Origin of the sequence: Bradyrhizobium sp. SZCCHNS1022 (genome assembly GCF_032484835.1) — a bacterium.
Taxonomy (GTDB): Bacteria; Pseudomonadota; Alphaproteobacteria; order Rhizobiales; family Xanthobacteraceae; genus Bradyrhizobium.
This window is the reverse complement of sequence record NZ_JAUETT010000002.1, coordinates 1,224,695-1,238,979: the sequence shown is the minus strand read 5'-3', so window position 1 is coordinate 1,238,979 and position 14,285 is coordinate 1,224,695. Positions and strand designations below refer to the sequence as shown.

The 14,285-nt window shown below is 64.2% G+C and carries 11 protein-coding genes; 3 read left to right on the top strand and 8 right to left on the bottom strand.

Annotation, left to right across the window (positions count from 1 at the left end):
- Positions 1 to 45: 45 nt before the first annotated feature.
- Together QX071_RS19260 and gmk are read left to right on the top strand one after the other, a co-directional pair.
- Positions 46 to 933, top strand: coding sequence for a YicC/YloC family endoribonuclease (locus QX071_RS19260; protein WP_315704206.1), 888 nt, complete (start codon positions 46 to 48; stop codon positions 931 to 933).
- A 3-nt stretch (positions 934 to 936) separates the two neighbouring features.
- On the top strand, positions 937 to 1,596 hold the full coding sequence (gene gmk, locus QX071_RS19255; RefSeq protein ID WP_315704205.1) for a guanylate kinase: 660 nt from the start codon (positions 937 to 939) through the stop codon (positions 1,594 to 1,596).
- A gap of 20 nt (positions 1,597 to 1,616) precedes the next feature.
- On the opposite strand, the gene QX071_RS19250 is transcribed toward gmk, so the two are convergent.
- The 8 genes from QX071_RS19250 to lptF all read right to left on the bottom strand — a co-directional run bounded on the left by QX071_RS19250 (position 1,617) and on the right by lptF (position 12,401).
- Entirely contained in the window at positions 1,617 to 3,344 is a 1,728-nt protein-coding gene (locus QX071_RS19250; RefSeq protein WP_315704204.1) for a hypothetical protein, read from the bottom strand.
- Between the two features lie 317 nt (positions 3,345 to 3,661).
- Positions 3,662 to 4,720 carry an alcohol dehydrogenase gene (locus tag QX071_RS19245; RefSeq protein WP_315704203.1) on the bottom strand — a complete coding sequence of 353 codons (1,059 nt, stop codon included), beginning with the start codon at positions 4,718 to 4,720 and terminating at the stop codon, positions 3,662 to 3,664.
- Between the two features lie 31 nt (positions 4,721 to 4,751).
- On the bottom strand, positions 4,752 to 5,609 hold the full coding sequence (rsmA, locus tag QX071_RS19240) for a 16S rRNA (adenine(1518)-N(6)/adenine(1519)-N(6))-dimethyltransferase RsmA (RefSeq protein ID WP_315704202.1): 858 nt from the start codon (positions 5,607 to 5,609) through the stop codon (positions 4,752 to 4,754).
- Complete coding sequence (pdxA, locus tag QX071_RS19235) at positions 5,606 to 6,607, bottom strand: 4-hydroxythreonine-4-phosphate dehydrogenase PdxA (protein ID WP_315704201.1); 1,002 nt, start codon at positions 6,605 to 6,607, stop codon at positions 5,606 to 5,608. Before pdxA ends, rsmA begins: the two co-directional genes overlap by 4 nt.
- Positions 6,607 to 7,569 carry a SurA N-terminal domain-containing protein gene (locus QX071_RS19230; protein ID WP_315704300.1) on the bottom strand — a complete coding sequence of 321 codons (963 nt, stop codon included), beginning with the start codon at positions 7,567 to 7,569 and terminating at the stop codon, positions 6,607 to 6,609. The genes pdxA and QX071_RS19230 overlap by 1 nt, the downstream gene beginning before the upstream one ends.
- Before the next feature lie 67 nt (positions 7,570 to 7,636).
- Complete coding sequence (locus tag QX071_RS19225; protein WP_315704200.1) at positions 7,637 to 10,138, bottom strand: LPS-assembly protein LptD; 2,502 nt, start codon at positions 10,136 to 10,138, stop codon at positions 7,637 to 7,639.
- Positions 10,138 to 11,235 (bottom strand): LPS export ABC transporter permease LptG, encoded by a 1,098-nt coding sequence (gene lptG / locus QX071_RS19220; protein WP_315704199.1) that lies wholly within the window; start codon positions 11,233 to 11,235, stop codon positions 10,138 to 10,140. The genes QX071_RS19225 and lptG overlap by 1 nt, the downstream gene beginning before the upstream one ends.
- Positions 11,232 to 12,401, bottom strand: a complete 1,170-nt coding sequence (gene lptF, locus QX071_RS19215; RefSeq protein ID WP_315704198.1) for an LPS export ABC transporter permease LptF — start codon at positions 12,399 to 12,401, stop codon at positions 11,232 to 11,234. Before lptF ends, lptG begins: the two co-directional genes overlap by 4 nt.
- Positions 12,402 to 12,738: 337 nt before the next feature.
- On the opposite strand from lptF, the gene QX071_RS19210 reads away from it, so the two are divergent.
- Positions 12,739 to 14,280, top strand: coding sequence for a leucyl aminopeptidase (locus QX071_RS19210; RefSeq protein ID WP_315704197.1), 1,542 nt, complete (start codon positions 12,739 to 12,741; stop codon positions 14,278 to 14,280).
- The last annotated feature ends 5 nt before the right edge of the window (positions 14,281 to 14,285 follow it).

Here is a 14,285-nt window from a genome sequence, read left to right as displayed (position 1 = left end):
TGCGGCGAATCTGCCGCCACCTGATCTGCCGGAGAAATTGATCAAATGGGGCTGTCGAGCATGACCGGCTTTGCCCGAAGTCACGGGGCGAGCGGACCTTACGCGTTCGAGTGGGAGTTGAAGTCGGTCAACGCCAAGGGGCTGGATGTGCGGTTGCGGTTGCCGCAGGGCTGGGACGACGTCGAGGCCTTCGCCCGCAAGCGGGTCGCCGAGGTGCTGTCGCGCGGAACGATTTACGCCAATCTGACCGTCAAGCGCGCCGATGCCGGCTCGACCGTGCGGGTCAACGAGGATGTGCTCGCCTCCATCGTCAAGGTCGCAAGCTCGCTTGCCGGCAAGCTGGATGCGGTGGCGCCCAGTATCGACGGGCTGCTTGCGATCAAGGGTGTGATCGAGGTGGTCGAGCCGGAGAGCGACGAGGCCGAGGACAAGGCTGCACGGGATGCGGCGATTGCCGCGTTCGACGCGGCGCTGAGGAATCTGGTCGAGATGCGACGCCGCGAAGGCGAAACGCTCGGGCAGATCCTGAACCAGCGGGTCGCCGAGATCGAGGCGCTGGCGCAGAAGGCCGAAGCATCGCCAGGCCGCAAGCCGGAGGCCGTGAAGGCTCGGCTCGCCGAACAGGTTGCGGCGCTGCTGGAAACCTCCGACCGGTTCGATGCCGACCGCCTTGCCCAGGAAGCCCTGCTGATCGCCGCGAAGGCCGATGTGCGCGAGGAACTCGATCGCATCGCCTCGCACGTCGCGCAGGCGCGCGAGATGCTCAAGAAGGGGGGCGCTGTCGGCCGCAGGCTCGATTTCCTCTCCCAGGAATTCCATCGCGAGGTCAACACCTGCTGTTCGAAATCGAACGATATCGAACTGACCAATACGGGCCTCGAGATGAAGACGGTGGTCGAGCAATTCCGCGAGCAGGTTCAGAATTTGGAGTGACGGATGACGGCTCACGGCGGCAGCTTCGATGGAGTGGAGCGGCGCGGGCTGATGTTCGTGCTGTCGTCTCCGTCCGGCGCCGGCAAAACCACGCTGTCGCGCCTGTTGATCGAGCGCATGCCGGGGCTGCAGATGTCGGTGTCGGCGACGACACGCGCGAAACGACCTGGTGAGGTCGATGGCCGCGACTATCTGTTCGTCGACTTGGCCCGCTTCGACGACATGGTGAAGCGCGACGAACTCCTCGAATGGGCGACTGTGTTCGGCAACTGCTATGGCACGCCGCGCGCGCCAGTCGAGGCGGCGCTGTCGGTCGGACAGGATGTGTTATTCGACATCGACTGGCAGGGCACCCAGCAGCTGCGCGAGAAGGCGCGCGCCGACGTCGTCAGCGTCTTCATCCTGCCGCCCTCAGCCGCCGATCTTGAAAAGCGCCTGCACACCCGCGCCCAGGATTCCCACGAGGTGATCCGTGCCCGCATGAGCCGCGCCAGCGACGAGATGAGTCACTGGGCCGAGTACGATTACATCGTGATCAATCACGACATCGACGAGGCATTTGCAGAGGTTCAATCGATCCTCAAAGCCGAACGGTTGAAGCGCGAGCGTCGCGTCGGACTCACCACATTCGTTCGCAAGCTGCAGCGCCAGCTGGATTTCTGACGCGCGAGTCTGGCGCAGGTTTACCCGTGGCGTGCAAGCCGCGCCAAGATGTCCTGGATGCCGTCGAGGGACTGGTCCTGTTTCACGTCTCGGGTGCGGGGACGCAATGCTTGCGGGCGCGGGATGAAGTCGAGCGGAGGCAACGCTGCGTCATCGTCATTGGACGCTGTGATCGGAATGCGCTGCCATGGCGGCAACTCGTCGGAGCGCGATTGAGCGGCGGCGGCCGCGAACTCGGCGGCCGGCGGGCGATCTTCAGGCGGAGCGAAACGCGATTCGAGGAGATCTATCAGTTCGGCGGCTGGGTCGGTGTCTTCCAGCGCCGCTTGCTGGCCGCCGCCAGATGCGACGTGAAGGTTTGCGGGAGGTGTCGCTGCAGCGGGCCGCACCGCTGATGCGCCGGCGGATTCCAGCAGGTTTTCAATTTCAGCGGCGCGATCGAGGATGGTCGGCGCTGCGCTCGGGCGCGCTGCGGACGGATCCGCCTCGTAAGCTGCGGGATTGGCCGGTTTGACGGCACGAGATCCTAGCAGATGTTCCAGCTCCTCGACCGTATCAGGATGGATGACCCGCCGATCGAGCGCGACAGCTGCAGAACTGCCGGGCGTCATCGGATCGAAGGCTCGGACGGCGGACTGTCCACCGCGGGAGTCTAGATTGTCCTCGATCGCCGCAGCATGATCGGGGGCGTTCGCCGGAGCCAGGCCGGAGCCGGTCACCTCATGGGCCCGAGCGGTTGCCGGCAAGTCGGCCGGCGTTGTCGCTGATTTGACCGCGCGGGTTTCGAGCAGTTCTGCAAGTCCGCTTCTGTTGTCGATGGTCGTTGAGGCCTGCGCCATCTCGACGGGCGCCGATGCGTGCGCAACGACGCGCGGCGCGGCTGCCCTCACGGGTTTCTTCTTGCCGCCTGTGGGCCGGCTAGCGACATGGGCAGGCTTTGCCTTTGTACGCATTTTGCTGCGCGCGCGGCGTGTCCTGGCGATCGCCATCTGCCAGTTCGCATTGCGCCGTCGCCGTTGTCCAATCCTGCCCAAGCGATAAAGGCCGCTCGCCATCAGGCCCGAGATCGACAGGGCGCCGACCACGACCAGCAGCAGCATGGGAATTGGCGCGACGGGCTTTGACGGCTTGGCCGGGGGGATCGTAGCCGCCTCCGGCTGCGGTGCGCCGGCGTTCGTGTCCGGATCGAGCGCGGCATCGTCGCCGGTGAGCGTGGCCGCTGCCGGTCCGGGGTCGGGCATGGCAGCGTCGAGCAGCTGCGACTGAGCCGCAGGCGATGGCATGGCCGCCATGGCATCGGCCGGGCTTTCGAGGCCCGCTCGTTCGGTTGTCGTGGCGGGCGCCGAGATCGCGGTCTTCTGCGCCGTTCCGGCATCGTCATCGTTGCGCAGACGCATCGGCGCGTCGGTGGATGCCGCGGAAGAGCTGCGCGGTGCGGCCGTATCCGTTCGGCGCGGCCCGGCCTTCGGCGGCGCCGGCTGAGCGAAGTCCCAGGCGGACGGCTGCTGCGCCTGCTTGACGACCGGCGTCCCGTTCGACGCCCGCTCTTTCAGATACCAGCAGCGCTGGTTCTTGGCGCGGTCGAAGCGGTAATACCAGTGCTGGCCGTCAGGCTTGTCGCCGGTGGGTTCGGGGAGGCAGTCGTCGGCCGCAACGGCGAGGGTGGCGCAAGCCAGCGAGATCAGAAGGGCGCTACCAGCGATCGCGGGAATGATGGCGAATGCAAATCGTGCAGTTCGTTTTGCCATTCATCACTCCGGATACGCGATCGAACGCTGCGTTCTCGGAGAGAAGTTGGGTCGCAATGAGCCGCAAATCCGGATTAATTCCGGCTCGGTGTTTTCAATTGTGGATGCGGCATTTTTCCCACATCGCGACGTGAGAATGGTGCGGTTTGGGCATCATTTCGAGCGCAGATCTGTGACCTGTGAGATCACAGGCCGCATCCTTCGCCTCCTCGTTTTGATCACAGCTACCAGCAACCTTGGCTAGCTGCTCAGACGTTGCGAGATGCTGCTGCGCCGCAGAGCCGAACCTCCGCTTGGCGGAGGTGGATGCGCGGTCGTCAGTTCTTGAGCAGCACACGTCCCACCACTTGGCCGGCGCGCAGCGCGTCGATCCATGTCTGCACGTCGCTCATCGGCTCTTCCCGCATCGGCGGCGGCTTGATCTTGCCGGCGCGCGCAAGCGCCATCAGTTCGTGGCTCTCGGCGAGGGTGCCGACCATGAAGCCCTCGATGGTCATCCGCTTGTAGACCCATTGCACCATCGGCAGGGTGAATTGTCCGCCCATCAGGCCGGAGACCACGATCTTGCCGCCCCGCGCCAGGACGGAGACTGCGAATGCCATCGACTTCTCGTTGCCGGCGAAATCGACCACCTCATCGAAGCCGCCGTCGGTCTCCTTCAGGATGCGCCTTGCGACCTCCGGCTCGGCCGGATCATAGGCGACCGCCGCGCCGTTCTGCAGCGCGGTTTCGCGCGCGGCCGCGCTGAGATCGGCAACCGAGATCGGCTGCTTGAACATAGCCTGTGCGAACGACAGGCCCATCATGCCGACGCCGCCGAGGCCGATCAGCAGCAGATTGCGCTGCCGCGGGCGGTCGACCAGCCGCTTCAGCGCGCCGTAGGCGGTGACGCCGGAGCACATCAAGGTCGCGGCCTGGTTGACCGGAAGCGGGTCGTATTCGAGCAGGTATTTGGCGTCCGGCACCAAGACGTGGGTGGCGAAGCCGCCGTCGATCGAAACACCGAGAAACCGCTGCCTGGTGCAGAGATTCTCGTCGCCATTGGCGCAGTCGCGGCATTGGCCGCAGCCGATCCATGGAAAGACGGCGCGCTTGGCGCCGAGCAGCTCCCGCGGGGCGTCGGGACCCACTTCCTCGACGATCCCCGCGATCTCGTGCCCAAGCGTGAACGGCAGGGTCATGCCACGCGTCGTGTCCAGCCGCTTGCCGCCGCCGAGATCGGCATAGCCGTCCTGGATGTGCAGGTCGGAATGACAGAGGCCACAGCGCTCGACGCGGACCAGGACCTCGCGTCCCTGCGGCTTCGGGGTTTCGACGATGGTTTCGCAAAGCGGCGCGTCAAACTTGACCAGCGACTGCCGGCGCATCAATGCCATCGGTTTTCTCCCTTGAATTGATTGGATTTGATCAGCTGTTTTCGGCCCGAATATTCGTCAATTCGCGCGCCATGGCAACAAAGCCTGATACCGGAATGGTCTCCGCGCGGCGGGTCGGGTCGACACCGGCTGCGGCAGCAAGCCGCGCCGGATCGGCAGGCAATGACTTCAAACTTTGCCGCAGCATCTTGCGACGCTGGCCGAACGCGGCCGCCGCGACCTGCTCGAGCGCGCGGCGCTCGCACGGTTCGGGCACGGGGCGCGGCACGAGGCGCACGACGGAGGAGGTGACTTTCGGTTGCGGCACGAAGGCCGATGGCGAGATATCGAACAGGATCTTGGTTTCGCAGCGCCAGTTCGCGAGCACGCCGAGTCGTCCATAGGCTTCCTCGTTCTCGCGCGCGACAATGCGTTCGGCAACCTCGCGCTGAAACATCAGCACCATCGTCTCGTACCAGGGCGGCCAGGGTTCGACCGAGAGCCAGCCGATGAGGAGATTGGTCGCGATGTTGTAGGGCAGGTTGGCCACGATCTTGGCCTTGCTCGTGCCAAGATAGGGCTTCGGATCGAAGGTCCGCGCATCGGTGCAGACGATCTCGAGCCGGCCGGGATAGCGCTCGGCGATCATCTCCAGCGCCGGAATCGCGCGCTCGTCGTGCTCTATGGCGATCACATGCCGCGCGCCGAGCGCGAGCAGGGCGCGGGTCAGGCCGCCCGGTCCGGGGCCGATTTCGACCACGGTGGCCTCGTCGAGCGGTCCTGCTGCGCGCGCGATCCGCGCGGTCAGGTTGAGGTCGAGCAGGAAGTTCTGGCCCAGCGACTTGCGCGCCGAAAGCGAAAGCTCGCGAATGACCTCGCGCAAAGGCGGGAGATCATCGATCGCGCTCATGAGACGGCGGCGGCCATGCGCGCGGCAAGCTTGATCGCTGCGATCAGGCTGTCAGGGTTCGCGCTGCCGGTGCCTGCGATGGCAAAGGCCGTGCCGTGATCGGGCGAGGTGCGGATGAAGGGCAGGCCCAAGGTAACATTGACGCCCTCGTCGAAAGCCAGCGTCTTGATCGGGATCAGCGCCTGGTCGTGATACATGCAGATCGCACAGTCATAGGTCTTGCGTGCGGCCTCATGAAACATCGTGTCTGCCGGCAGTGGTCCTTGCACATCGAGCCCGGCGTTGCGCAACGTGGCGATCGCAGGCGCGATGATCTCATCGTCCTCGGTGCCGAGCGTGCCGTCCTCCCCGGCATGCGGGTTGAGCCCGGAGATCGCAAGGCGCGGCCGCGTGACGCCGAAATAACGGCGCAGGCTTGCCGCCACGATACGCGCCGTCGAGGTGATCAGAGGGCTCGAGAGCTGCTCGATCGCATCGCGCAGCGCCACATGGATCGTGACGGGCACCACCGCCAGCATGGGCGACCACAGCATCATCACCGGCTGCGGAACCTTGCCGTCCACGGCGGCGAGTTCGGCGAGGAATTCCGTATGTCCGGGATGGCGGAAACCGGCGCGGTAGAGCACGGCCTTGGCGATCGGATTCGTGACCACGGCACTGGCGCGACCCGCCGTGACGTCGCCGGCGGCGGCGCGGATCGAGGCGATCGCAGATGCGGCGCTGGACTGGTCCGGGCGGCCGGGAAGGGCAGTGGTGGCCACCCCGGTGTGCACCACAGGCAGCGCCTCGGCGAAAGCGCCAGCGGCGGCTTCCGGCGTCGTTGCTGCGATCGGAACGGCGAGCCCAAGCAGGTTGGCACGCTGCGCCAGAAAATCCGGATCGCCCAGAACATAGAAGGGCGGAAGCTGAAGCTCCTTGCGGCGTATCCAGGCCTTGAGGGTGATGTCGGGACCGATGCCGGCGGGTTCACCCAATGTCAGCGCGAGCGGCCTGACCATCAGCGATATTCGATCATGGCCGCTTTGCGGACTTCCTGCAGATAGGCCTTCGACGTCGCCTCATATTTCTCCGTGTACATCTTCTCGCGCATCTCGCGCCGCTTCGGCGTGTCGACGGTCGTCGGGTTGCGCGCGCACAGGGCGACCATTTCGACGCCCTGCTTGGTCACTTCCGGCGGGGTCAGATGACCGATCGGCGTGTCGTCGAGCAATTTGCGCAAGTTGGGCGGAATGTCGGCCGAGGTCTTGACCACGATTTCCTTGATCGCCGCGTTCTGCATGGAGCGGAAATAGGAATTGGCCTCCTGGCAGGTCTGCACGCGGGCGCGCAGGGCTTCCGCATCCTTCTGGCGTGCCTCGAACGTACTCTGCGGTGCCCCCTTCGGCACGATCAAAACCACCGGCTGCATCTTGTATTCGAAGGCCTGTCCCTGCTGCTCGGCGTCGCCGCCGGCAGCGGCCACCGCCGCTGCAACGTCCTTCTCGCCGACCTGCAGCCGCTCCTTGTAGCGTCCGCGCACCAGGCTGGTCCAAACGATTTCGGCCTTGATGCGCGCTTTCAGGGTCTCCGGCCGGATCCCCTGGCTCTCCAGCGACTTCGCCAGCTGATCGGGCGTTAGCCGCATCCGCGAGCCCATATTGGCGAAAGACTGGTCGATGTCGGACGAGGAGGGTTCGACGCCGAACTTCTTGCCTTCCTTGATCTTCACCCTTTCGTCGATCAGCTCGTTCAGCACGTCCTGGCGGCTCTGCTGCTTGTGCGTGCTCAGGAAGTTGAGCTTCGTGCGCTGCTCGATGTCGTAATCGGTGATCGGGTCGCCATTGACCATGACGACGATGCTTTGGGCGCGGGCCTCGAACGGGCCGCAGGTGAGACAGGCCGCGGCGATGCAGCCCGCCGCAACAAACCGAACGAGAGAGAGAGAAATCGTCATGACCAAGCTTCGCTGTTCGCAACGGATTCAAACGTGAAGCGGCGCATCTTCGATCCGCGACCGAACTCCCCCTCCGAAACACCGCTCCGCGCTGTTAGAAGCCAACGGACGTATTGGCAAGTGTCCGCAGGCCGATCGTCAGCATGTATGTGTGATTGAGCGTCGGGGCTGCGGTTCCCGCCGTGTAATTGTAGGACGTTACATAGCTCGCGGCCAGCGTGAAGCAATCGTCCACATAGCCTGCGCCGACGGCATATTGATTGATCTTGTTGGCTTGCAGGTCCCATCGGGCGGCGCCAGTAGCCACCCAATTCGACGTGATCTTGACCGAGCCGCTGCCGAGGATGCCTTCGCGCCGGGTCAGATAGCCGATATCGGGCTGGGCGGCATAATCGCCATAGGTCACGCCGACCGACCAGCGATCGAAATTGGCCCTGGCTTCGGCCTCGAAGCGCTGAATGGTCGCGGTCTGCTGGTCGAAGCGCGAGCGGACGCTGAACGTATAGGTCCGGTTGGGCGAATAATCGACGCTCGCGACATAGTCCGAGGCCGCGCGTTGCAGGCCGGAATCGACGCCGGTGTTGGTGACGTCCCGCACCGCGAAGGAGTTCAGCCCGAACAGCTGGTAGGACTGCCCGAACACCGCCTTGACGGTTCCGCCGCGGTCGAACTGGGTGGTGGCCTGGACGCCGACATTGGCGCGGCCGCCGCCTTCAACGCGGTCATAACCGGAGAATTTGTCCACCGCGAACAGGTTCGAAGTGTCGAACACCATGCTCTGGGCGTCTTCGTTCGGCAGCTTGCCGGCATAGGTCTCGTTGGGGCGGACGATGACCTGCGCGATCGGCTCGATCGTGGTGGTTCCCCACGGCTGCACGTTGATGAACGGATAGCGATATTCGAGGCCGACGGTCGGCATCACCCGCAACGCCTGGGTGTCTCCGGTCGGCAGGAAGTTCGACACGCCGGGCTGGTTCGAAATGCTCGCATTGATCGCATCCGCACGCAGGATCGCGAACGGTGTCCAGATCTGGCCGATCGAGTCGGTATAGGAGCGGCGCCACTGCGCCTCGCCGGTGAGGCGGGTATAGGTGCCGGGAACGCCGCGCAGCAGACATTGCGACGGCAGGCGCGCCAGCGGATCGGCCGAGGCGACCGCGCAGAGGCCGGTGGTGCTGGCCGTCGTGTTCACCGGATCGAACGCGGCGGTCTGCCGCGACAGGTTGACGAAATTGGTCTTGTAGCTGACCTCGCCACCCAGGATCGGATAGTTGAACACGTTCTGGTAGTCGATCACGGGATAGACGACCGGCACGGTCTGCTGGTTTCCTGAGAAGCTCAGGAAGTACATCGTGCGCGCGTCGAAGAAGCTGCGGTTGCCGACCCCGGTCAGATAGAGCTGCGAGATCGCTTCCGTCGGCAGGCTCATGAACGAGGTGTAGGGATCCTTGAACTGCGACAGCCGGTAATCCGACATGAAGAAATAGTCGGACAGCGCGACGCCGTCCCAGCCGAACGCCCATTTGTCGTTCAGCGCGAATTGGCCATGGGTCTCCACGCCGCCGCGGAACTGGCGGTCACCGGGCTGACCGGCCAGGGCGTTCCGATCGAGCTGGTCTATGCCATACAGCTTGACCTGGTAGGCGCCATTGTTCAGCCGCTGGCGGAACTCAGCCTGCAGCAGAACGCCCTGCTTGGAGGTGATGCGCGGGGTGAAGGTCGCGTCGTAGTCGGGCGCGATCGCCCAATAATACGGGATCTCGACGCCGAAGCCGAAAGCTGTCGACGAGGAAAAGCCCGGCATCAGGAAGCCGCTCTTGCGCTTCACCGTCGGGTCCGGGGTCGAGAAGTACGGCATATACGCCATCGGAACGCCGAAGAATTCGAGCTGGGCGTTCTCGAAATAGAGCATCTTCTCGTTCTGATCATGGATGATCCGGGCACCCTTGACCTGCCAGAGCGGGGGCTTCTTCGGATCGTCCTTACAGGGCGCGCATGCCGTGTACACACCGTTCTGGAACACGGTGTAATTGCCGCTGGAGCGGTCGGCCCGCGTTGCCGCCATCCGCGTCTGATCCTCGGTCTCGACGCGGAGCGAATCGACGAAGCCGTCGCGATAATCATCCGAGAGGTCGAGGCTGTTGGCGTAGGTGATCTTACCCTCGGAGTCGGTCATGCGGATGTTGCCTTCCGCATGCAGGCGCTTGGTCTTCTGGTCGTAGATCACCCGATCGGCTTCGACGGATGTGCCGTTATAGAACAGCTGCACGTTGCCGACCGCCGACACCCGCGAGTTGTTGTAGTCGTAGTCGACCTCGGTCGCCTGCACCAGCATCTGGTTGTCGTTCGCCACCCGCGGCGGAGCCGGTTTCGGGGGGCGCGGATTGTAGGTGAAGCCCTGAGCCGAGGCGGGCGCGGCGGAGACCAGGTCGAGCGCGGCGGCAACGACCAGGGTCAACGCAAAGGCGAGCAGAGGTCCGAGGACAACGGACGAGAAAATGGACACGACAACAGACGCGCGCGCGCACGCGCAGCGCGCAACGGCTTGCTGCCGGGCTGCGGCAAGAGCTGATTGTCGGACGGCGACGAACGGCACTAACCGTCCTCCTGGTAGAGCAAGGCCAAAAATCCGGTGAGGCCGCCGACGAACACGGGCAGCCACGCCGCAGCGATCGGATGCATCAACTCAGCCTTGCTCAAATCTTCAGTTACTTTCGACAGCACATAGAGCAGAAAGCCGGCGCCCACGCCACTCAAAACCATTTTTTGAACGCCACCCATCCGGAAGAACCTGAGTGACACGGACGCAGCCAACATCACCATCGCAGCCAGCAAAAATGGCTGCGCGATAAGCTTATGATACTGCAGCCGATAGCCCGCGGTCGCGAAGCCTGAGCTTTCCGACGAACGGATGTAGCTCGGCAGTTGCCAAAACGACACAGTTTCGGGGGTGGAAAAGCTGTCGCGGACCTGGGCCGGCGTCAGAGTTGTCGGCAAAATGAAGGTCGGCTGATCGACCGGGGGCTCATCGAGCGAGAATCGGCGCACCGATCGGAACAGCCAGTGGCCTTCCTCGAGCGTCGCCTCTCTCGCTTCGATTCGTTCTTTGAACTGGTTGTCCGTATCGAACCGGAAGAGCGTGAGCCCGGTCAGTCGTGCGCCCTGCTGCTCGCTGCGCGCGGCGTTGATGATGACCTGGCCGTCACTGTTGATCTGGTTGAGCCAGAAGCCGGAGGCATCTTGGACGCCGCCGGCCGGCGCGGAGCCGAGCAGTTCCGCTTCCATCCGCTTGGACAACTCCCGCAAGTTGGCGGAGACCGGGTTGTAGACGGCGGTGGCGAGGATCCCGAGCAGGATCGAGCTGACCAGGGCCGGGGCGATGAATTGCCAGGCGGAGACGCCGGCGGCGCGCGCCACCACCAGTTCGAGCCGCCGCGACAGCGCCAGATAGCAGGTCATGGCGCCGATCAGGACGCAGAACGGCATCATCTTCTCGAGCAGCTGCGGCACGCGAAACAGCGACGTCTCCGCGACCATGATCGCCGAGGCCGAGGCAATGCCGGAGGTTCTGCGCACCATCTCGATGTAATCGACCAGCACGAGCAGCACGAAAATGCTCGCGAACACGCCGATGGCTGAAACCAGAAACCGGCCGGCGAAATAGCGCCCAAGCGTGTTGGTGACCATGCTCATGCGGTGGCCGGCCTTCCGAACAGCCGCGCGATGCGCGCATTGGACCTGTTGATCGCCTCCATCAGGGCCGGCGGCGGCTCGACCACCACGCCGCCAACGATGATCCAGACCGAGAGGCCGATGACGCCGAACAGCATGAGATACTGGACCAGTGCGGCAACCGGGGTCTTGACCGTCATCACCGAGCAGGCGAAGCCGGCCATGCGCACCCCGAACACGGTGAGAATTGCGCCGCCCATCGAGAAGTTGCGGCTCTGACGGGTGGTGCGTGGGGCCCCCAGAAACGCGAAGGTCAGGGCGGCGAAGGCGAAGGGATAGAGCGGCGCCAGGAAACGGTCGTGCAGTTCCTGCCGGAACTGTCCCGGGATCTGCTTGTAGATCGGGTCGTTCTCGTCCGGCTCCAACAATTCCCACAGATAGCGCTCGCGAATGCCGAGCGCGACATCGTGGCCTTGGCTGGAGAATTTCGACATGTCGAAGGCGTAGCGAGCGAACGCCACCAGCGCCGGCTCACGCTTGCCGATCTCGAATCGCTCGAGATTGCCGTCCTCGAGCACCAGGAACGAGCCGTCGCCGTTCTTCACGACAGTGCCGCGGTCGGCGATGATCGTGTTGCGCTCCTTGGGATCGCGCCGGTCGTCGATCATGATCCCGGCAAGCTCGCCCCCCGGCTTGCGTTCGCGGATGCGAATCGTCAGCCCCTGATCGAGCTGCTTGAAGCTGCCGGGCTGCAGAATGTTGGTGAGCACGTCGGCCGTGATCTCGGCGTCCCATTGCTTGATCCGGCGCAGGCCATCGGGCGCCATATAGGCGGCGATGAAGGTCACCAGCACCGCCACGACACAGGTAGCGTAGACGAATGGGCGGAATAGCCGGAATGGCGACATGCCGGCCGCGTTCATCACGATGATCTCTGAATCGGTCGCGAGCTTGTTCAGCGTGTGCGAGATCGAGATCATCACCGCGATCGGCGAAATCACCCCAATCAAGGACGGGATCACCAGACCCGTGATGCCCAGGAAGGTCAGGATCGTCTGGCCCTGGCTCGTCATCAGGTCGATACCGCGCAACGCCTGCGTAATCCAGATCACGCCCGTGAGGCTGATCAAGACCACCGCAAACGACGCCAGGGTCGTGCGGAAAATATACCTGTCGATCGACCCCATCCTGACCCGCACAACCCGCTCGCCGCCCCCCGACGAGCACCTGCAAACTACCCCGAAAGCGGCTCCGAGCCTAACGGGTTGAACACTTTCCCGAAGGCCAAGATTCTCACTACCATCCCTTTGATCTGTCAACAAAATGGCTGTGCCATGGCGCCGTTATAATACGGTTAAAATTTAACTGTTGTGGCGCGCTGGCCACGCGGCGCTTGGCAGCGGAGGCAACGGCGGGCCATAGTGTTGCGACGTCGCGTTCCGAAACGCCGCCAATCGTGCCTTGCCCCTCGATTGGGGGACGGATAAGGCGTCCGGCGGCTCATGATTATTGGAGGATTGCTTGATGTCCGACGCCGTCAAGGTCGGCTTCGTTCCATTGTCGACCGCGTTGCGCGGTATCGTGGTGGCGTTCTGTGACGACTCGTTGCGAATCGGTCCCGCCACCGCGAAGGCGCTCGGCGCCGCGCCCGAGTTGATCAAGCGCGCTGCGAGCGCCGGACAGTTCAAAGGCAAGGACGGGTCTGCCCTCGACCTGCTCGCACCCGATGGAATCAAGATTCAGCGCTTGATCGTGATCGGTACCGGGAAGGCCAAGGATGGCGCCAAGGACGGCAAGGACAAAGGCCCCAAGGACAAAGAGCCAAAGGAAAAGGATTTCCTGAAGTATGGCGGGGCCTTGGCGGGAAAGCTCAATGTAAAGAGCGAACCGGTGACCGTGCTTGCCGAGCTCCCCGAGGGGGCCATGACGCCGGATCAGATCGGCGCGCTCGCAGCCGGGATCCGGCTGCGGGCCTATCGTTTCGACCGGTACAAGACCAAGAAGAAGGACGATGACGGCGGGCTGCCCGCGAGCATTTCGATCGCCGTGGCCGACCCCGCGGCCGCCAAGAAGGCGTTCGCTCCACGGTCGCACATTACCGATGGCGTGATCATCGCCCGCGACCTCGTCAACGAGCCGCCCAACGTGCTCTATCCCGAAGAATTCGCCAAGCGGGCGGGGGCGTTGCGTAAACTCGGCGTGACCGTCGATGTCCTCGACGTGTCTGCGATGAAGAAGCTCGGCATGGGGGCGCTGCTCGGCGTCGCCCAGGGCTCGGCCCGGCCGGGTCGCACCGTCGTGATGCGTTACAACGGCGGCAAGCGCGGCGATCAACCGGTCGCCTTCGTCGGCAAGGGGGTCTGCTTCGATACCGGTGGCATCTCGATCAAGCCCTCCGGCAGCATGGAGGACATGAAGGGCGATATGGGCGGCGCGGCCTGTGTCGTCGGCCTGATGCATGCGCTCGCTGCGCGCAAGGCCAAGGTGAACGTCGTCGGTGCCATCGGCCTTGTGGAAAACATGCCCGACGGCAACGCGCAGCGCCCGGGCGACATCGTGACATCCATGTCGGGCCAGACCATCGAGATCATCAACACCGACGCCGAAGGGCGCCTCGTGCTCGCCGACGTGCTCTGGTACGTCGCGACCAAGTTCAAGCCGAAATTCATGATCGATCTGGCCACCTTGACCGGCGCGATCATGGTTGCGCTCGGCACCGAGCACGCCGGCCTGTTCTCCAACAATGACGAACTCGCGGAACGTTTGACCAAGGCCGGGCAGGAGACCGACGAGAAGGTGTGGCGGATGCCGCTCGGGCCCGAATACGACAAGCTGATCGATTCGCAGTTCGCCGACATGAAGAACACCGGCTCGCGCCATGGCGGCTCGATCACGGCCGCGCAGTTTCTGCAGCGCTTCGTCGGCGACACGCCCTGGGCGCATCTCGACATCGCGGGGACCGCGATGGGGGCGCCGAAATCGGAGATCAACCAGAGCTGGGGCTCCGGTTACGGCGTCCGTCTGCTGGATCGGCTGGTGGCCGATTTCTACGAGGCCAAACGATAGGGCGC